16 protein-coding genes are annotated in these 19,042 nt (G+C 41.8%); 15 read left to right on the plus strand and 1 reads right to left on the minus strand.

Annotation, left to right across the window (positions count from 1 at the left end):
• Window positions 1-6: 6 nt before the first annotated feature.
• The 8 genes from G9Q97_RS18305 to trmB all read left to right on the plus strand — a co-directional run bounded on the left by G9Q97_RS18305 (window position 7) and on the right by trmB (window position 9,536).
• Window positions 7-3,006 (plus strand): tetratricopeptide repeat protein, encoded by a 3,000-nt coding sequence (locus tag G9Q97_RS18305; protein ID WP_246255774.1) that lies wholly within the window; start codon window positions 7-9, stop codon window positions 3,004-3,006.
• The gene (locus G9Q97_RS18310; protein ID WP_246255775.1) at window positions 3,003-4,682 is read left to right on the plus strand and encodes a porin family protein; all 1,680 of its coding nucleotides are present in this window, start codon (window positions 3,003-3,005) and stop codon (window positions 4,680-4,682) included. The genes G9Q97_RS18305 and G9Q97_RS18310 overlap by 4 nt, the downstream gene beginning before the upstream one ends.
• Before the next feature lie 134 nt (window positions 4,683-4,816).
• On the plus strand, window positions 4,817-5,497 hold the full coding sequence (locus tag G9Q97_RS18315; RefSeq protein WP_166149469.1) for an SPOR domain-containing protein: 681 nt from the start codon (window positions 4,817-4,819) through the stop codon (window positions 5,495-5,497).
• Between the two features lies 1 nt (window position 5,498).
• Window positions 5,499-6,200, plus strand: a complete 702-nt coding sequence (locus G9Q97_RS18320; protein WP_166149471.1) for a MotA/TolQ/ExbB proton channel family protein — start codon at window positions 5,499-5,501, stop codon at window positions 6,198-6,200.
• A gap of 1 nt (window position 6,201) precedes the next feature.
• Window positions 6,202-6,594, plus strand: a complete 393-nt coding sequence (locus tag G9Q97_RS18325) for an ExbD/TolR family protein (RefSeq protein WP_166149473.1) — start codon at window positions 6,202-6,204, stop codon at window positions 6,592-6,594.
• 3 nt (window positions 6,595-6,597) lie between these two features.
• The gene (locus G9Q97_RS18330) at window positions 6,598-7,551 is read left to right on the plus strand and encodes an energy transducer TonB (RefSeq protein ID WP_166149475.1); all 954 of its coding nucleotides are present in this window, start codon (window positions 6,598-6,600) and stop codon (window positions 7,549-7,551) included.
• Window positions 7,552-7,560: 9 nt separating this feature from the next.
• On the plus strand, window positions 7,561-8,865 hold the full coding sequence (locus G9Q97_RS18335; protein WP_166149477.1) for a bifunctional folylpolyglutamate synthase/dihydrofolate synthase: 1,305 nt from the start codon (window positions 7,561-7,563) through the stop codon (window positions 8,863-8,865).
• Window positions 8,866-8,870: 5 nt separating this feature from the next.
• Window positions 8,871-9,536, plus strand: a complete 666-nt coding sequence (trmB, locus tag G9Q97_RS18340) for a tRNA (guanosine(46)-N7)-methyltransferase TrmB (RefSeq protein ID WP_166149479.1) — start codon at window positions 8,871-8,873, stop codon at window positions 9,534-9,536.
• Here trmB and trpF read toward each other — a convergent pair.
• Window positions 9,533-10,162, minus strand: a complete 630-nt coding sequence (gene trpF / locus G9Q97_RS18345) for a phosphoribosylanthranilate isomerase (RefSeq protein ID WP_166149481.1) — start codon at window positions 10,160-10,162, stop codon at window positions 9,533-9,535. The genes trmB and trpF overlap by 4 nt on opposite strands.
• 166 nt (window positions 10,163-10,328) lie before the next feature.
• On the opposite strand from trpF, the gene G9Q97_RS18350 reads away from it, so the two are divergent.
• The 7 genes from G9Q97_RS18350 to G9Q97_RS18380 all read left to right on the plus strand — a co-directional run bounded on the left by G9Q97_RS18350 (window position 10,329) and on the right by G9Q97_RS18380 (window position 19,038).
• Entirely contained in the window at window positions 10,329-10,904 is a 576-nt protein-coding gene (locus G9Q97_RS18350; RefSeq protein WP_166149482.1) for a hypothetical protein, read from the plus strand.
• On the plus strand, window positions 10,891-12,522 hold the full coding sequence (locus G9Q97_RS18355; RefSeq protein ID WP_166149483.1) for a S8 family peptidase: 1,632 nt from the start codon (window positions 10,891-10,893) through the stop codon (window positions 12,520-12,522). The genes G9Q97_RS18350 and G9Q97_RS18355 overlap by 14 nt, the downstream gene beginning before the upstream one ends.
• A 207-nt stretch (window positions 12,523-12,729) precedes the next feature.
• Entirely contained in the window at window positions 12,730-13,383 is a 654-nt protein-coding gene (gene rpe / locus G9Q97_RS18360; protein ID WP_166149485.1) for a ribulose-phosphate 3-epimerase, read from the plus strand.
• A gap of 120 nt (window positions 13,384-13,503) precedes the next feature.
• Complete coding sequence (locus tag G9Q97_RS18365) at window positions 13,504-14,019, plus strand: hypothetical protein (RefSeq protein ID WP_166149487.1); 516 nt, start codon at window positions 13,504-13,506, stop codon at window positions 14,017-14,019.
• Between the two features lie 94 nt (window positions 14,020-14,113).
• The gene (locus G9Q97_RS18370; protein ID WP_246255776.1) at window positions 14,114-15,103 is read left to right on the plus strand and encodes a hypothetical protein; all 990 of its coding nucleotides are present in this window, start codon (window positions 14,114-14,116) and stop codon (window positions 15,101-15,103) included.
• Between the two features lie 175 nt (window positions 15,104-15,278).
• Complete coding sequence (gene gyrA, locus G9Q97_RS18375) at window positions 15,279-17,792, plus strand: DNA gyrase subunit A (RefSeq protein WP_166149489.1); 2,514 nt, start codon at window positions 15,279-15,281, stop codon at window positions 17,790-17,792.
• Window positions 17,793-17,826: 34 nt separating this feature from the next.
• Window positions 17,827-19,038 carry a tetratricopeptide repeat protein gene (locus G9Q97_RS18380; RefSeq protein WP_166149491.1) on the plus strand — a complete coding sequence of 404 codons (1,212 nt, stop codon included), beginning with the start codon at window positions 17,827-17,829 and terminating at the stop codon, window positions 19,036-19,038.
• Window positions 19,039-19,042 lie beyond the last annotated feature (4 nt).

The following is a 19,042-nucleotide window of genomic DNA, read 5'->3' on the forward strand; positions in this document are numbered from 1 at the left end:
AATAGAATGAACAGATTTATTTTGCTTTCGGTGCCCTTCATTTTGGTACTTCAAACGTCCATGGCCCAAAGCACACAGCACCAAAGGGATGTCACATCCAACTTTCAGGATGCACTGGAATTATTCCATAAAGACCAATTCGCCTCTTCCAAAGAAGCTTTTGAAAAATTGGATATTGACGCTGCCGGTGACGGAAGGTCTGTTGATGTGGCTTATTATATCGGTCTCAATTCACTCAGGGGAGATTTTCCCGAAGGTCCTACCGCGTTGGAAGCATTTATTTTAGATTATCCCGGACATCCTTTGAGTCATGATGCTGCCTGGGAACTGGGTAATTATTTTTTGGCCAAAAAAGACTATCGGAAAGCCATCTCAAATTTTAATTTGTTGCAAAACGTCCCTCTCATGGAGGACAGGCATCCCGAATATCTTTTTAAAACCGGATACAGCTATTTTCAACTTAAAAATTATTCACAATCTAAATATTATTTTGAGCGGGCTAAAAGGTACAGGGGGCCTTTTCTGGCCAGTGCGTATTATTATTCCGGCTTTAGCTCTTTTAAGGAAAATGAATTTGACCTGGCCGTGGCAGACCTTAAAGAAGCCGGAAAATCCAGCGAATATAGTTTAAAGGTGCCCTATATTTTATCTGCCATTTATTACCAGCAGGATAAACTCGACAGCCTGATCCGTTATGCCGCCCCGCTGGTGGACAAATCCGGATTGGAAAATAAAGCCCAGATTCACTTGTTGCTGGCAGAAGCTTATTACAGTGACAGGAATTTTTCCCAGGCAGCATTTCATTACCAGTCATTTCTGGGTGAGAAAAGGGGGCAGTTGTCCAGAGATCAGAAATACAAGGCAGGTGTGGCCAATTATGAAACAGCTCAATATGAGGCTTCCAGCAATTTTTTCAAGGATGTGGCCCTGGTAAATGATGACCTGGGCCAGGTATCAAGTTATTTTTTAGGTCATGCCTACATTCAACAGAAAAATTTACCCTTTGCGGCCAATAGCTTTAGTTCCGCTTATAAAATGGATTTCAAGCCTGGTATTAAGGAGGAGGCATTGTTTAACTATGCCAAAGTTAATTTGGAAATGGGCAAATTTCAGGAAGCCGTTTCCGGATTGGACAATTACCTGGAACAGTATCCCCGCGGGGAAAAGGTAAATGAGGCGGAAAGTTTATTAAGTGACGCTTTGATCAATACCAGTAACTACCTTCGGGCCATTTCCCATATACAAGGCATGCAGCAAAAATCAGATCGGATCAAATCCGCCTATCAAAAGGTGGCATTTTATCAGGCGATGACCTATTTGCGGGATAACAATTATAACGGAACACTGGATCTCCTGAATAAATCCATGCGTTACCCTATGGATAAAGGCCTGCTTTACCAGGCCCAATATTGGAAAGGGGAGGTCAACGCCATCCATAATAAACCAGATGCTGCCATACAGGCCTATGAACGTTTGTTGGCCATGAGCCCCCCTGGAAACGATCCAAGTTTAATAAAAGCACACTATGGATTGGGTTATGCTTATTTCAATGAAGGGCAATACGAAGAAGCAGAAACCCAGTTTAAAATTTATACCGATAAACTCAGAAATAGTAATGAAAAACAGCAATATGATGACGCCTTGCTAAGGTTGGGTGACGTCTATTATGTGCAAAAGAAATTTGATGCTGCTTCTGCTACCTTCAGAAGAGCCGTAAATGAAAACAACCAGTTTAGCGACTATGCCTATTTCAGGGGAGGAGTGGTAGCCAATTTTCAGAATGACAATACCGCTGCCATCCGGCAACTCGATCAGGTGATCAACAATTACCCCAATAGCCTTTATTGGGAAGATGCGGTTTTTCAAAAAGCCCAGATACACATGGAGGACCTCAATTACAGTCAGGGTAGAGCCGTCTTTTCCAGGTTAATTTCCTCCAAACCCAATAGCCCCTTTATTCCCTTCGCTCTGGAGGGAAGGGCGGTTGCCAATTATTCACTTAAAGAATATGATAAAGCCATTGAAGATTATAAACAGATATTGAATCGCTTTCCCAATGCAAGTAATGGGGAAACAGCATTGGTGGGTTTACAGGAAAGCCTTTCCTTACAGGGGAGGTCTGAGGAGTTCTCCACCTACCTTTCCGAATATCGCTCTACCAACCCCAGTAGCAGTAACCTTCAGAATGTGGAATTTGAGGCCGCAAAAAGCCTGGTTTTCAATCAGTCCTATGCACAAGCCATCAAAGCCCTGGAAGGATTCATGAGAAATTATCCCCAGGCTTCCCAGGTCCCTGAAGCCAAATTTTATTTGGGCGATGCCAATTTGAAAATGCAGCATGAGGACAAGGCATTGGCATTGTTTTATGAATTGGAAAATACCACAGATGTAAATTTGAAAAACAGGGTGTTTCAAAAAATTGCTGCCATTGAATTTGAAAGGGGCAATTTTTCCAAATCCATTCCCTATTTCCAGTTTACTGCGGATAATGCAAGAAGTATAGCAGAAGAATATGAAGCTTATTTTGGTCTGATGATTTCTCATTATGAAACAGAAAAATACCAAAGAGCGATTGAAAATGCCGATAAGATCCTTGAATTGGGCAATATCACTCCCGATGCGGAGCCCAATGCCTGGCTGATCAAAGGGAAATCCCTTCAGGAGATCAATGACAGCTCAGGAGCAGCAGAAGCCTTTCAGGTATTGGTGGATAATTATAAAACCATTCAAGGAGCAGAAGGCCTGTATGAGCTGGCCCGCATGAAAACCGAGGCAGGTCAATATACTGCTTCCAATGAATTGATTTTTGAGCGTTCACAGCCTTTCAGCCAGTATGATTACTGGTACGGGAAGCAATTTGTACAACTGGCTAAAAATTACCTGGCAATGGATGAAAAATTCCAGGCCAAAGCAACTTTGGAGTCCATCATCGAAAATTCTACTGACGCCGAGGTGAAAGGGGAGGCAGAAAAGTTATTAGCAACAATCAACGAAAGCGGAGAATGAATCAGATAAAATCGTTTTTTGTAGGATGCACCTTGTTGGGGATGTTTGTTTCAAGCCTGGCAAAGGGGCAGGACCAGCAGGAGCCAGACAGGGGAGAAATCAGAGATACCGAATTCATTATCCGGAAAGACAGGGTATTGAGCCTACCCAGGAAATCGAGGGTTTTTGAAAAAAGCCCGGTTCTTCCTCCGGTAGCGGCGACCACAAATTACAATTACCAGGTGAAGGATTTCTTTGTTCCCTTGGAACCTGTTGTTTTGGAAACCCAGGCCTTTCAAAAACCACTTCCATTGCCTGAGTATGACCAAACACTGGGTCGCGCCAAACTTGGATTTGGAAATTATTCCTCCCCATTACTGCAGCTTGATATACATAATTTACCAGATCCTGAAAAGTCCTATGGTCTGCATTTGAAGCATCAGGGTTTTTATACAGGACCCGTGGATGGGGAAAATTCTGCAGAAGATCATACAGAAGTAGGGTTGAGCGGCAGTTTGTACAAGGATTTTGTTGAAATTTATGGCAACCTGGATTTCCAGAGAGACATGTATCATTTTTATGGCTACACCGCTGATCCCGAAATAACCATACCTTCAGATAGTATAAAACAAGTTTTTAATACGCTCAAAACTAGGGTAGGGATCAAAAGAATTGATCGTTCTGAGCCATTTGATTATGGTGCCAGTCTTTCGTTGAGGTTATTCAATGACCGGTATGATGCCAGGGAAACCGAAACACTGGTCAAAGTACGGGCTCTTTTCAGGGCCAATGAAAACCTCAAAGGCGGAATAACGTCTCTACTGGCGTTTACCTCTCCAACGGACGTTAATTATGAAGCGATCAACAGAAACTATTTCAAATTGCATCCCTATGCCACGTATATCAAAGATGGCATCCATGTAAAAATCGGTGCCAATGTAATCCATGAAAATGATATTGTCCCGAATAAACTGAAAGAATTTTACGTTTTTCCCTCGGTTTCTCTTTCGTATCATTTGGTGCCTGCCTTTGGGATTTATGCCGGATATGAAGGCGATGTAAAACGAAACACCTATTTTGATTTTGTACGGGAAAATCCATTTTTGGGACCTTCCGAACAACTCAGAAATACAGTGCAAAATTTTCAGGTTGATGCGGGGATTTCAGGGAAAGCCAATGATGAAGCCAATTACAAGGCAGGGTTTAGGTATGGGGATTTCACCAATATGCATTTTTACGGTAACAATGTCGCAGATAGTACCAGGTTTCAGCTTATTTATGACAACAATACAAGGGTTTTGGAATACCATGCCGCATTGGATTATAAATTTGATCTATATTACCAGTTGCAGGCGACAGCCCATTATTACCAATACACCCTTGATGAAATATCCACTGCATGGCATAGGCCAGAATGGAAACTTCAGCTAAACAATACCTTTACACCGAATGAGCAATGGACGCTTCATGCCAACCTGAATGCGATGGGGGGAATTCAGGCCATTAACCTGGCTACTGACAGACAGCGAAAATTGGATCCGATTTTGGATTTACACTTGAGTGTGGATTATGCATTTACAAACAAATTTTCAGCCTTTATTCAAGGTAGCAACCTATTGAACCAATCCTACGAACGATTCAATTACTATCCGGTGAGGGCCATACAAGTTCTGGGTGGAATCGGATTTAAATTCTGATAAATTCGATATTATAGAACCTACAGCAAATTTGCAGTTTTTATTGAAGGTAAATATTCTTTAATAATTTGATGCAATATTGGCGATTTGAAGGTTTTACTTTAGCTTAGCGGATTAAATCAACCATTTTTGAGATGTCTGAAAATAAATCCAAGGATCATAACAGCCAATCCGATAATGATGAGGACTTTGGGCTTCCGCCAGTAAATGTAAGCCCATTAAAAAGAGATGCACCAAAGGCTGTTGAACCCGAGCAGACCGCACCCTTAACCCAGGAAGCAAGTACACCCGGGTCTGGTACAACATCCAGCCCTGAAAAGAAAGAAAAAAAAGACCGTACAAATTGGGTGATTTTGTTCATTTTGCTTTTCATTTTTATCATTGGATACGGTGTATACCATTTTGGTCTTTTGGATGAATTCAACAGGAATACCCCAGATATTGCTTCAGAAGAAACTACAGCTCCGGCCATGGAAAGGCCCGATCCTGAACCAAGCCCTGAACCGGATGAACCCATTGCCGAAACAGAGGAACAGGAAGAACCACAAACACCACAGCTTACAGAAATTGAAGGTAGAGAAGGGGAACCCAGGTATTTTTTGGTAGTGGGAAGCTTCATTGATGATGATCTTGCCAGAGATTATTCCAACCGACTCAATAATTCCGGATTAAATACGTTTTTGGTTCATCCCTACGGCAATATTCATTTTTACCGGCTGGCTGTTGGGCAATATGAAAATTTAGATCTGGCATTGGAGGCCATGGAATCCTCTCAAAATGATTATGAAGAAAACTTATGGGTTTTGAAATACTAATATGATCTTATTACAAACTTTGTCAACAGCTGACGGACAGCAAGCAGTGGATTCCCTTGCCTTAATGGAAGGGAATGGATCAACGGATATTGGGTTATTGGAATTATTGATAAAAGGAGGGTACATGATGATACCCCTTTATCTTTTATTCATTTTAGCCATCTTTATTTTTGTTGAGCGCGTACTTACACTTAAAAAGGCCTCTAAAACACCTAAAGGGATGATCGATCAGGTCAAAATGATGGTGCAAAGTGGCAATATTGAACAGGCAAAAATGATTTGCCAGGGGGAAGAAACTCCGGTAGCCCATATGATCGCTAAAGGATTGGAAAGAATCGGGAGTCCTTTGAAAAACATTGAAGTAGCCATAGAGAATGTAGGAAAAATAGAAATATACAAATTGGAGAAAAACCTGGGTCTTCTCGCGACAGTTTCAGGCGCAGCACCTATGATAGGCTTCCTGGGCACAGTGGCTGGGATGATCAGGGCCTTTATCGGAGTAGCACAGGAAGAAGGGATGGTTTCTCCCAAACTTTTGTCTACGGGGATCTATGAAGCCATGATTACCACGGCAACCGGCCTGGTAGTTGGTATAGTTGCTTATTTGGGTTACAATTATTTGGTTACCCAGGTATCCAAATTGATCCACAACATGGAATATACCACCATAGAATTTATCGATTTACTTCAGGATAAGAAATAAAATGGCTTTACAATCTAAAAATAAAATAGAAGCAGCCTTCAGCATGTCCTCCATGACGGATATCATTTTCCTTTTGCTTATATTTTTTATGCTTACCTCTTCCTTTATCACTCCTTCCGGGTTGCCGGTAAACCTTCCCTCTAGCGAAAGTTCGGATATAGTGATGCAGGAAATCACCGTCAGTATTACAAAAGATCTGAGGTATGCGGTCAATGACCGGCAAGTGAATAGAAATGAAATTAAAAGTGAACTTACTGCGTTACTAAATAAAAATAAAGGATATGTGGTTTTACATATCGATAAGGAAGTGCCAGTGGAATACCTGGTAGAAATAGGAGGTATTGCCGCCGCATTGGAAGCCAATGTAACCATAGCAACGCAACCATTTAAATAAATCATGGAAGTTTGGGAAGACCAAAGGGAAGAAGCAAGCACTAAAAGAAAGGCCATTATTATTACATTCATCATGAATGTGCTGCTATTGGCCGGTATATATTTTATTGTGGTTTGGAAGCAGCCGGTTCCTCCCATGTCTCAATTCGGTCTGGAATTGAATCTGGGCTTCTCAGACCTTGGAAGTGGAGAAAACCAAACAACAACGGCACCTTCCAGTAGTGAAGAACCTGCCACCGAGGCAGCAGCACCGGGCGAACCTGCTCCCCAGCCTTCAGAAAACATCGTGCCGGCCAGTCCTCCGCAGTCCAACCCATCTCAGGATACACCAAAACCAACTCAGCCTCAGGTACAGGCTCAATCCAATGTTCCCAGTCCGGTTAAAGCTGAAGAACAACCCAAGGAGGCGAAGGAGCTTCCAAAAGAAACTACTGAGAAACCTACAGCGTCACCTGAAAATCAGGTAAAGAATGAGCCTACTCCGGAAAAGGTAGAAGAAAAAAAACCTACTGTTGATCCCAGGGCCATTTTTGGAGCTGGCGGTACCAAAGGTTCTTCCAATCAACCCGCCACCGGAAGTCAGCAAGGTGAGTCCAGCCAACGGGGAGATGAAGGAAATCCTCAAGGTACGGTAGACGGCCGGTCAATTCTGCAATCCGGTAGGGGTAATACAGGGGATGGATCCGGTTATAACCTGGATCTGGCAGGTTGGGATTTCGCTTCCAGACCCAATATTCAGGACAACTTGTCTAATAGAAACGGAAAGATTGTTTTTCGGATTACAGTCAATGACGACGGCAGAATTGTTCAGGCAATTCCACTTGAATATAATGTCAGCAATGAAGTCTTGAATTATTACCGCACAGTGGTCAATGGATTGTCCTTCAAACGGCAGAGTGGAAACCCCACTGCTGAATATTCCACCGGAAGAATTACTTTTATCATACGGGTTGACTAAGTTGAATCCATGAATTATCAGGAATCCCTTGACTTTTTATACCATGCACTTCCTATGTTTCAGCGGGTTGGTGCCCCTGCTTTCAAAAAAGATCTCAGCAATACCCTACAGCTTTGTGAAAGGTTGGGAAATCCTCAAAATAAATTTAAAAGCATCCATATCGCAGGCACCAATGGAAAGGGTAGCTCGGCACATGCCCTCGCAGCTGTTCTGCAGGAGGCTGGTTACAAAACTGGTTTGTATACCTCTCCACATTTGAAATCATTCCGGGAAAGAATTAAAGTCAATGGAATGGAAATCCCCGAAAGCCAGGTTATTGCTTTTGTGGAGGACCATCAATTTTACTTGTCAGCCTTGAAGCCCAGCTTTTTTGAGATGACCGTTGCACTGGCATTTGATTATTTTTCAAAAAAAAAAGTAGACGTTGCCGTCATTGAAACAGGGATGGGGGGACGATTTGACAGTACCAATGTGATCCTACCCATCCTCAGCCTGATTACCAATATAGGCATGGACCACATGCAATTCCTGGGCAATACGCTTGATAAAATCGCCTTTGAAAAAGCAGGTATCATCAAAGCCGGAATACCTGTCATTATAGGAGAAACCCATCCCCTGACTGCACCTGTTTTTAAGAAAAAGGCCGAAGAAAACCATTCTCCGATCTGTTTTGCAGACCAATCTGTAAAAGTGACGTTTGATGGACTGGAACAAATAGCCGACCAGGATTTTAAAGCTACCTATCAAGTACAACCAGCTTTTGGAAAACTCAGGACGATCACCCTTGATTTGCTGGGAAAATACCAAATGAAAAATCTTCCCGGTATCCTTAAATCTCTGGAGCGATTGCAGGAAATGGGTATGGACATCAGGGACGAGCATATAGCAGAAGGCTTGTCAAAAATAAAGGTTAACACAGGATTAAAAGGGCGTTGGCAAATATTGGGAAAAAAACCTTTAACCATCTGTGATACAGGGCACAATACTGATGGATTTAAGTCAATACTTACACAACTTAACGAACTGAATCCCGAAAACCTTTTTCTGGTGCTTGGTATGGTAGAGGACAAAGATCATGACCAGATTCTTGCTCTTTTACCAAAGGATGCCGTCTACATCTTTTGTCAGGCGGACCAGCCCAGGTCCCTTCCTGCTGAAAAATTGATGGAGAAGGCAAAAAGTCACGGATTAAGGGGAACAAGTATACCGGATGTCAACCAGGCGCTGGCATTCGCCAGAGAAAAGGCAGGTAGCAGTGATTTGATTTTTATTGGTGGGAGTACATTCGTGGTAGCAGAATTAAATGAATTATAAATAAAATGGGAAGAAAAAAATTAGAACGATTCCGGCAAAATGAAGCCAATCCCCATGTGGTACAAGCCGGAAAAGAGATCTTTGAAACAATAAAAGGAAATTGGAAATCCCTGCAATTTCAAAATGATCATCCTTTGGTAGTGGAGCTGGCATGTGGAAGGGGGGAGTTTACGGTAGGACTAGCCCGTCAATACCAGGAGAAAAATTTTGTAGGCGTGGATATCAAAGGATCCAGAATTTGGAAAGGAAGCAGCCAGGCCTATGCAGAGGGTCTGCAGAATGCTGCATTTCTACGTACGCAAATTGAATTATTGGAACAGTTTTTTACCCCCGGAGAAATCAATGAATTGTGGATTACCTTCCCCGATCCCAGACCCAGGGATGGTGATGAAAGAAAAAGGCTGACGTCACCAAGGTTTCTGGATATTTACAAAAAATTGATGGCCAAGGCTGGGAATATTCACTTAAAAACGGACAATACAGGGCTGTTTACCTATACCGCAGAGGTACTTTCTTCCAGGCCCGATATCCGGATAATCCGGAAAACAGCGGATTTTTACCTTTCTGAATGGAAAGATGAACACCATGGAATCATGACCCGTTATGAAAGCATGTTTATGGAAAAAGGGGAAACCATCAAGTACCTGCAGTTTTGTTTCACAGAAAGCTAATCCTCTACTTCAAGGGCTTCCAGAATATCCGCCAATTCGTCAAAATCTTTGATCCCCGGGCTGATCTCATGCCCCCCTTTCATACTGATTCCCCTGACTCCGGTGTAATTCAGGATTTCCTCAACATTATTTTCATCAAATCCAAAACCCAGCAGAACGTCACAGCTTTCAGAAAGTTCCTTGATGTGATTCCATTCTTCTTTATGCAATTGTCTTGAGCCTCCTGCTTCCAGATTCAACATGACTTGTTGGGTGGCCAGGCTTTTTGAAAAAGAAAGGATATCCTCCCAATTACCATCCTCTTGAATGGTGTAATTGTAAATAAGCCCATAACCAGTATTTCGTAGGAGTTGTAAGTGAAATTTTTCTTTTACCTGGATGTAGTCAAACCCCTCATATTGCTGGAGCGTTTCTAAAATTTGATCCGGATGGCTGATACGAAACTCTGCCACATACTTCAGTCCGGATAACCAATCTGTGATTTCTTTGAATGCTGTGGGAGAAACATAGTATTCGCTATTTTCCTCCAGGGAAAACCCCATCAGGTTTACATACATCCCTGCACAATACCTTGCATCGCTCAGGTTATTCACATTACTTATCTTCACAAAAGTTTTTAAAGCCATTTTATTTTAGGGTAATATTTGCGTAATTTCCACGGGAATTCAAAGATAGAGAATGTATATTTTGTTTAAAAGGCAGCCCTTCCTTCTGTGCTTGATTTTTATAGCCAGTTGTGAAATACAACGGGAGGAACCGGAAGGGTTTTCTTCTCCTTTTTATCCACTATCAGTGGGTAATTTTTGGGAATACAGGGTTGCAGAGACGGTTTATTTTGGAGAGAATGATTCTGAATCCAAAACTTTTTATTTTAGAGATGAAATGGTAGGTCAATATCTCAACGCGGAGAATGAGCTGGTGTATAAAATCCAAAGGCAATCCTCAACTGATAGAAACAATTGGACAAATGAAAGGGTCTATACCCTGTCTTTTAGTCAAAACCGCATCATTCGTCATTACAATAACCTTCAGGAAATCGTTTTGGTATATCCTTTGGGAATAGGTATGGAATGGGATGGAAATGCACTGAATAACGTTCCAAATCAGACTTTTTCGGTGGAAAGGCTGGGAGATTATATTTTGGAAAATTTGAGTTTCCCAGAGACGGTGACTGTGCGTCAAAGTGAAGAGGACGACCTGATTACCATAAGGGATAATAGGTATGAAGTCTTTGCAAAAGATATCGGATTGGTCGAAAGTTACCATGAAGTGTTCAGGTATTGTTCCCGAAATGATTGCCTGGGAGAACAAATCATTCAGGAAGGTCGTTTTACACATCTAAAACTGATTGACTATGGCCAAGGGTAAAGTACTACTTCTCTTATTTCTACTTTTTGGTGCTTGTTTTACCTTGTTTGCTCAGGACAGGTATGCGGTGCATTACAAGTATAAACCAACAAGGGATTACAGCCTGGACAGACCAGAAGAATTATTGACAGAGGCTGCCCTTCTTCGGAGAAACAGGGAAATTCTGGAAACAGACAGTACGGATTTGCCGGTTGCTAAGCAGTATACCCAAATAATTTCAAAGGAGGCAGACGAGGTTTTGTACCACTCAAAATGGTTGAATGCCTCTGTGATTCGGGCAGATGAAAAGGCCATTGAAAGGATTATTGACCTTGCATTCGTGGAAAAAGTGATCCTGATAGGAAGGGGAGGATTTCAGAATGAAAATGAGGGGTCCAAAGCAATTCAGGCAAAACATTCCTCCAAAACCGAAATGTTCACCAATGCAAACAGTGCCTTTGAATTTCAAAACAATATTTTAGGTATTCCGGAGATGCACCGGGCGGGCTTTAACGGTGAGGGAATAAAAGTGGCTGTTTTTGATGCCGGTTTTTTAAATGTGGATGAAATCAGTGGTTTGCAGCATTTGTTCAATGAAAACAGGATCCTCGCCACCAGGGATTTTGTTAATCCGGGGTCGACGGATGTTTTCCATACGGACACCCATGGTACAGGGTCGCTTTCTTTGATGGCTTCCTATGATCCCAGCCAACTTGTGGGAGGGGCTTATGCTGCAGATTATATCCTTTGCATCACTGAGGATGTTTATTCGGAATACCGGATAGAAGAGTACAATTGGGTCCGGGCAGCCGAATTTGCAGATAGCCTGGGAGTAGATGTGATCAACAGTTCTTTGGGCTATAACTTTTTTGATGATCCCGGCATGAATTATTCCAGGGATGATCTCGATGGTAGTACAGCTATTATTTCAATAGGGGCCAATATGGCTGCTCAAAAAGGAATTTTGGTGGTTTGTAGCTCTGGAAATGAAGGAAATGTCAGTTGGCAAACGATTACTGTTCCTGCGGATGCAAGGGATATTCTGGCCGTAGGAGCGATCAACAATAGCCTAAACAAGGCTAGTTTCAGTTCCACAGGTCCCAGTAGTGATGGACGGATCAAACCGGAATTGGTGGCATTTGGGTCGGGAGTGACGCTTTGGCGGCGAATTGAAGGCACAAGTATTTCCAGTGGTACTTCATTTTCTTCACCACAGGTGGCTGCACTTGCTGCTGGCATTTGGCAGGCAAATCCGAAATGGTCGCGTTCCCTGCTAATGGATAAGTTATTGGAAAGTGGCTCCCAATCAGATCAACCCGATTTTGAGCTGGGCTATGGGGTACCGAATTATTTGAGAATCACCATGGACATGGATACTGGAACCCTTGTAGAAAAGGCCATAAAAATATATCCAAATCCCCTGGAGGAAAATGAATTAATGCTTGAGTTTGGGAGAGAGTTTAGTTGCCGCATGAAGCTTTATGATACCCAAGGCAAAATGTTGAGTCTTTTATCGCTCCATAGGGTTGAAAACGAAGAACCTTATAGAATAGACATGGGCAACCTGCATCCAGGTATTTATTGGCTTGAACTAGAAGATGATGCCGTAGCCGGTAGCATAAAGATGTGGAAGAAATAAGGAAATGCAGGTTTAATTTCTTTTTTTTGCATTATTCCCAAAATCCGCAACCTTTTTTGGTTTTATTGATGAATAAACTGGTTGATACAATCAAATGGGTGAAAACTGGAGGGTTTTTCCCTAAAATTATTAACTTACCTTAAGAAATTCACTTCGGATTTGAGGAAATGTCCATTATTAATAATATCTGTTCCTAAACCCTTTGTTATGAATCCATTAATTGCCCCTTCCATATTGGCTGCTGACTTCGCCAACCTACAGGCTGCTATAGAAATGATCAATAGCTCTGAAGCTGATTACATTCATGTAGATATCATGGATGGGGTTTTTGTTCCGAATATATCCTTGGGGATACCTGTGGTGGAAGCCATTCACCGTCATGCCAAAAAACCCCTTGATGTACATTTGATGATTGTGGAACCAGACAAATACCTGTCTACCTTCCAGAAAGCAGGGGCATCACACTTAACTGTACATCTGGAAGCTTGTACTCACCTGCACCGTACTGTGCAAGGCATAAAGGATTTGGGCTGCAAAGCAGGAGTGGCTTTGAATCCCCATACCCCTGTAAGGTTATTGGAAGACATTATCAGAGAGGTGGATTTGGTTTTGCTAATGTCTGTGAATCCTGGTTTTGGAGGACAAAAATTCATAGATAATACCTATAAAAAGGTAAATGCCTTGTCTAAATTGATCGTTGAAACAGGATCACATGCAAGGATTGAAATAGACGGCGGAGTCAGTATGGATAATGCAGGCAAGCTATTTTCGGCAGGAGCAAATATCCTTGTAGCAGGTAATTTTGTATTTTCTTCGAAAAGTCCAGCGGAAACCATTAAAAAGCTAAAAAACATCGTTTAAATTCAAATTTTAGGGGTTTGGTATAATAAATGGCGTATTTTTTGCTTTTAAATTTGTGAAATAGATTGATTCTGATTTAATTCGTAGGTATAAAGCGTTTAATTAATAGAAATGGAAATTATGAAAAAATTATTTGTATTGTCTTTCTTAATGTTGGGTTTAATTGGTTTTCAGGCACATGCCCAGGAAGAGGCTGTGGAAGAAATCACTGATGAAGAATTGGCAAAATTTGCGGCGGTAGAAGATTCAGTAATGGCATTTTACGAGCAAAAGAATGAAGAATTAATAGACATGATCAAAAATAATGAGGTGATTGAAGGAGCAGCTCGTTACAATGAAATCAAAGGCGCATGGGAGGATGAAGCGAAATTAACCGAAATCGAAATTACTGAAGAAGAGAAGGCCGCATATGAAGAAATTCTTGAATTTATGGGATCCCTTAGCAATGAAGTAAGGGATTTAAAAATAGGACTTATCAAAAATGATGATATTCTTGGTGTCGCCACTTATAACAAGGTAAACAAGGCCATGAAAGAAAATCCTGAAATCCAGGAAAAAGTCGATAGCATGATAGCCGAATTAAAAGAAAAAAGAGAAGTTGAAACTGAGGATGAAGCAGGAACTGATGCAGGATAACCAGTATATTTTCAACAAATAATAAAAAAAACCCTCCGGATAAGAGGGTTTTTTTGTTATATACGTTAAAGAATAGGTATAAATGCTTTAAACCATGAATTTATCAAAAGGAAAGGTATTCGTTATTGCCATTATTGGCCTTATTTCAGGCTTTATTACCCCAGCTGCCATGGCCCAGGAAGATATTTTTGGTATTGAGCGGAAAATAAAAGGGAGAAAAAGTGATAATGAGTTGGGTAATGTTTTCAGAAATATGGTCAGTAATTTTTCTTTTGAAATTTCTACCGGGGCTGCTTACCAGGACAATAGTATGCTTTTTTTCAGTGATATGCCGGCGGATTATCCGATTCAAAGTAGGGGAATCGATGGTGCAGGGGAAATTCAGGCAGGCGATACATTGTCATTTGGAAATGGAAACATGGCTTATCCTTTGAACCTGGGTGTCCGGATCAATGTCTTTAATTTCATCACATTAGGAGCGGGTTACGGTAGAGAATGGGGGAAATTACCTTCCTTGACCGGAGAAGGACGTGTTTTTGAATTTCAGGAAGAAAGTTTTATTTATGATAAATTTTATGGCACCCTGGGAATTGTGCTTTGGGATGCAGGCAAAAGAAATTCATTTCTCAGATGGCGTTACAGAAAATTCTCTGGAAACAATATTTATATGCAGTCTGAACTGAAGCAGCGGGCAAGACAGATTTACCCATGGAGGTTGGTGGCAGAGGGAGAATTTGGATCAATGATGCTCCGAAAATCTCCTGATCAAAATCTCACTGCTCCAGATCCTTACTATGGAATAGGATTAAGGTTGGAGTATGATTTTTCAGAATACAGCAGAGCATTTGTCAGACCCGCCGTTGAGTTACGTTCCTATGCCTATGGTTTGCCCGAAGTGCAGGAACTTCAAACCCTCAATCAGCATGTTTATTCCTTGCAGGTAGGGGTTTCCGTAAGTTTGCCGGGAACTAAAAAATGCAAGGTACCCGGGTGCCGGGTAGTCATGAAACACCTGCACAATGGGGTTGAATACCGGGGAAGTTCCATCTGGCACAGACAAAACAGGAAAGTCGGTCAATGGTAAAATGCGAATAATTCCACTAATGCAACCTGGTGCATTCCAAATTTTTTTGAAAAATCAATAAAATAACTCCATGAGAATAAATTGAATACCTTTAAATTAAAATATTAGAAAAATTATATTTTTCAAAACCTGTTCTTTTTGCTATCTTGCAGGTTATTAGCGAGAAATTTTAAATATGGCTCAAGGAGAGAACGAGAACATCATCCCAATCAATATTGAGGAAGAAATGCGTGGTGCCTACATCGATTATTCGATGTCGGTAATTGTTTCCAGGGCTTTACCCGACGTAAGAGACGGTTTAAAGCCAGTTCACCGCAGAATTTTGTATGGCATGCAGGAGTTGGGTGTCACCCACAATAAACCTTATAAAAAATCTGCCAGAATAGTAGGCGAGGTTCTGGGTAAGTACCATCCCCACGGAGATTCAGCCGTGTATGAAACCCTGGTCAGAATGGCACAGCATTGGTCATTGCGGTATCCGCTTGTGGATCCACAGGGAAATTTCGGCTCGGTTGACGGAGATAATCCGGCGGCCATGAGGTATACGGAAGCAAGGCTACGGAGGATCGCAGAGGAATTATTGATTGACATCAACAAAGAAACCGTTGATTTTCAATTGAATTTTGACGATACGCTAAAAGAACCTGTAGTTTTACCTGCAAAAATTCCAGCTTTATTGTTAAATGGAGCTTCAGGAATTGCAGTGGGAATGGCTACAAACATGGCTCCTCATAATTTGGGAGAGGTCATCAATGGGATTATTGCCTATATTGATAACAATGAGATTACTATTCCTGAGCTGATGGAGCACATCATAGCTCCTGATTTCCCTACAGGTGGGATCATATACGGTTACAATGGCGTCAAAGCAGCCTTTGAAACCGGTAGGGGAAGGGTGATCATGCGCGGAAAAGCGACCATTGAAACCAAATCCAATGGAAGGGAGATGATCATCATCAGCGAAATTCCCTATCAGGTCAACAAAGCATCCATGGTGGAGAAAACCGCTCAGTTGATCAATGAGAAGAAACTGGATGGAATTTCCGCTATCAGGGATGAATCCGACAGGCAAGGCATGCGGATTGTCTATGAATTGAAAAAAGATGCTGTTCCGAATGTTATCCTGAACAACCTTTACAAGCATACCCAGCTACAGACCTCTTTCAGTGTCAATAATGTGGCGCTGGTAAAGGGCAGACCCTTTACCCTGAATTTAAAAGAGCTAATCGTCCATTATGTGAATCACCGGCATGAGGTGGTCATCAGAAGGACCCAGTATGAACTCAGGGAGGCGGAAAAAAGAGCACATATATTAGAAGGCTACCTGGTAGCCCTGGATAACCTGGATGAAGTCATTCAGTTGATCAGGGATTCCAGAGATCCTGAAACAGCAAGAAACGGACTGATGGAGAAGTTCGACCTTTCCGAAATCCAGGCCAGAGCCATATTGGACATGAGGCTTCAGCGCCTTACCGGTATGGAAAGGGAGAAAATCCAGCAGGAATACGATGAGCTGATGAAACTCATTGAGGAGCTGAAAGAAATTTTGGCGAATGAAGACAAACGTATGGAGATCATCAAAGATGAGCTGGTGGAAATGAAAACCCGTTATTCGGATGAAAGAAGAACGGAGATAGAACACAATGCTGAAGACTTCAATTATGAGGACATGATTCCCAATGAGGAAGTGGTCATTACCGTTTCTCATCAGGGTTATATCAAAAGAACAGTCCTAACGGAGTACAAATCACAAAGCAGGGGAGGAGTAGGATCCAGAGGAGTAAGCACCAAGGAAGACGATTATACCGAATACTTGTTTACTGCCCTTACTCACAATTATCTTTTGATATTCACCGATCAGGGGAAGCTTTTTTGGTTGAAAACCTATGCCATACCTGAGGGCAGTAAAACCTCCAAGGGAAGGCCCATCCAAAACCTGATCAATATTCAGAGTGGAGATAAAATCAGGTCCATCATTCAGGTGACTGATCTGACGGATGTGGATTATATTAATAACAACAATATCGTGATGGTAACCCGCAATGGAATCATCAAGAAAACCACCCTGGAACAATACTCCAGACCCAGGACAAATGGAATTATTGCCTTGAATATCAGAGAGGATGACCAATTGTTGAATGTGGAATTGACCAATGGAGATGCACATGTTGTCATTGCCTCCAGCTCAGGAAGAGCGGTTCATTTTCATGAATCAGACGTTAGACCAATGGGCAGGACAGCCACAGGAGTCAAGGCCATCAATTTAGGGGAGGGAGATAATCATGTAATTGGCATGGTTTGTGTTCAAAGAGAAGATGCAACCCTTCTAGTGGTGACAGAAAAAGGCTATGGAAAACGTTCCTTCCTGTCTGAATACAGGATTACCAAAAGAGGTGGCAAAGGAGTTAAAGCCATGAATATCACCGAAAAAACAGGTGGATTGGTAGCCATCAAAGAGGTAGTAGATACCGATGACCTCATGATTATCAACAGGTCAGGGATCATTATCAGAACCCCGGCGGCTGGTGTCAGAGTAATGGGAAGAGCAACTCAGGGAGTCAGGCTAATCAGGCTAAACGATACGGATAAAATCTCTTCAGTAGAAAAAATAGAGAATATCCTGGAGGAAGAACCCGAAAATAATGATTCCCAAGATTCGGAAAATGACATCAACCCAGATTTAGAATAATAGTTTATAACCAAATAAGAACCACACTCGAAAAATGAAAAAGTTAATTTTATCGTTGGCTTTGGTGAGCATTGCTGCTACAATTGCCTTTGGCCAGAAAAAGGTCGTCCGCTCAGCGGAAAGGAACTTAAGAAAGGGAAATATTGAAGAAGCCTATTCAGATATTAAAGCTGCCGTGAATGATGAAGAAACCGGTAGCGAATCAGAAACTTATTTTATCAAAGGTAAAATAGAAACACAAATGTTTGAAGCTGATTCTTCCAATAACGAAGAAACTGTTGCAATAGGCAGGGAAGCAGAAAGCAGTTTTATGACTACCTTCGAAATGGAAGAAATGGATTCTACCAGTAAGGTAAGTGAGGATCTTTTTAAGGAGGTCGTTCCTGAATTGCCTGCAAGCATGCAAGGCGAAGGTGTTTACCGATTAAAGAATGCTGCATTAAATAAAGGAGCAGAAAGGTATGATGCGGATGATATGGAAAGCGCCTTTGAATTTTTCTCTTTGGCAGCTGACCTTGATCCAAAAGATACTTCCATGGTATTCAATGCAGGCTATACTGCCAACTCGATTGGAAATACCGAAGCAGCAAAAAAGTATTTCACCCAATTGTTGGATATTGAAGAATACAACAAATTAAATGCCTATTATTTTCTCATTCAGATTGCCAGTGCAGAAGAGAAAGATCCTGAGGAAGCATATCGTTGGGCGAAAGAGGCCCGTGAGCTTTATCCTGAAGACAAAGGGTTGGCAGAATTCGAAATCCAATTGTTATTGCAATTGGATAAAATGGAAGAAGCCATGACATCTATAGAGAAAGCGCTGGAAACTGACCCGGATAACCCCGCGATCCGTTTGAGATATGGTTATTTGAAAGAAAAATCCGGTGATATGGAAGGAGCGCTAAAAGAATACAAAAGGACAGTGGAAGCTGATCCCGAATTCTTTGAGGGCAATTACTATGCGGGAGCCATCTATCTGGACAAGGCCAGAAATATCATCAACGAGGTAAACAACCTTTCTGATGAGGAATGGGAAGCAAAATCAGATAGCATGCTGGCCGAAGCAGATGGGCTGTATGAAGAGGCATTGCCTTATTTTACAAAAGCATCTGAATTACAACCGGAGAATACGGACATTATGGAAATCCTTTTCCGGATCCATAGCCAGTTGAAAAACGAAGCCAAGGCAGAAGAATACAATCAAATGCTATCTGAAATATTAGGGGAGGATTGGTTGACCCGATAATATT

The sequence above is a fragment of the Cyclobacterium plantarum genome, from assembly GCF_011290685.1.
In the GTDB taxonomy this organism is placed as follows: domain Bacteria; phylum Bacteroidota; class Bacteroidia; order Cytophagales; family Cyclobacteriaceae; genus Cyclobacterium; species Cyclobacterium plantarum.

Coding starts and splice junctions, on each gene's coding strand:
- G9Q97_RS18305 (WP_246255774.1), top strand. CDS start 7: ATGAACAGATTTATTTTGCTTTCGGTGCCCTTCATTTTGGTACTTCAA.
- G9Q97_RS18310 (WP_246255775.1), top strand. CDS start 3,003: ATGAATCAGATAAAATCGTTTTTTGTAGGATGCACCTTGTTGGGGATG.
- G9Q97_RS18315 (WP_166149469.1), top strand. CDS start 4,817: ATGTCTGAAAATAAATCCAAGGATCATAACAGCCAATCCGATAATGAT.
- G9Q97_RS18320 (WP_166149471.1), top strand. CDS start 5,499: ATGATCTTATTACAAACTTTGTCAACAGCTGACGGACAGCAAGCAGTG.
- G9Q97_RS18325 (WP_166149473.1), top strand. CDS start 6,202: ATGGCTTTACAATCTAAAAATAAAATAGAAGCAGCCTTCAGCATGTCC.
- G9Q97_RS18330 (WP_166149475.1), top strand. CDS start 6,598: ATGGAAGTTTGGGAAGACCAAAGGGAAGAAGCAAGCACTAAAAGAAAG.
- G9Q97_RS18335 (WP_166149477.1), top strand. CDS start 7,561: ATGAATTATCAGGAATCCCTTGACTTTTTATACCATGCACTTCCTATG.
- trmB (WP_166149479.1), top strand. CDS start 8,871: ATGGGAAGAAAAAAATTAGAACGATTCCGGCAAAATGAAGCCAATCCC.
- trpF (WP_166149481.1), bottom strand. CDS start 10,162: ATGGCTTTAAAAACTTTTGTGAAGATAAGTAATGTGAATAACCTGAGC.
- G9Q97_RS18355 (WP_166149483.1), top strand. CDS start 10,891: ATGGCCAAGGGTAAAGTACTACTTCTCTTATTTCTACTTTTTGGTGCT.
- rpe (WP_166149485.1), top strand. CDS start 12,730: ATGAATCCATTAATTGCCCCTTCCATATTGGCTGCTGACTTCGCCAAC.
- G9Q97_RS18365 (WP_166149487.1), top strand. CDS start 13,504: ATGAAAAAATTATTTGTATTGTCTTTCTTAATGTTGGGTTTAATTGGT.
- G9Q97_RS18370 (WP_246255776.1), top strand. CDS start 14,114: ATGAATTTATCAAAAGGAAAGGTATTCGTTATTGCCATTATTGGCCTT.
- gyrA (WP_166149489.1), top strand. CDS start 15,279: ATGGCTCAAGGAGAGAACGAGAACATCATCCCAATCAATATTGAGGAA.
- G9Q97_RS18380 (WP_166149491.1), top strand. CDS start 17,827: ATGAAAAAGTTAATTTTATCGTTGGCTTTGGTGAGCATTGCTGCTACA.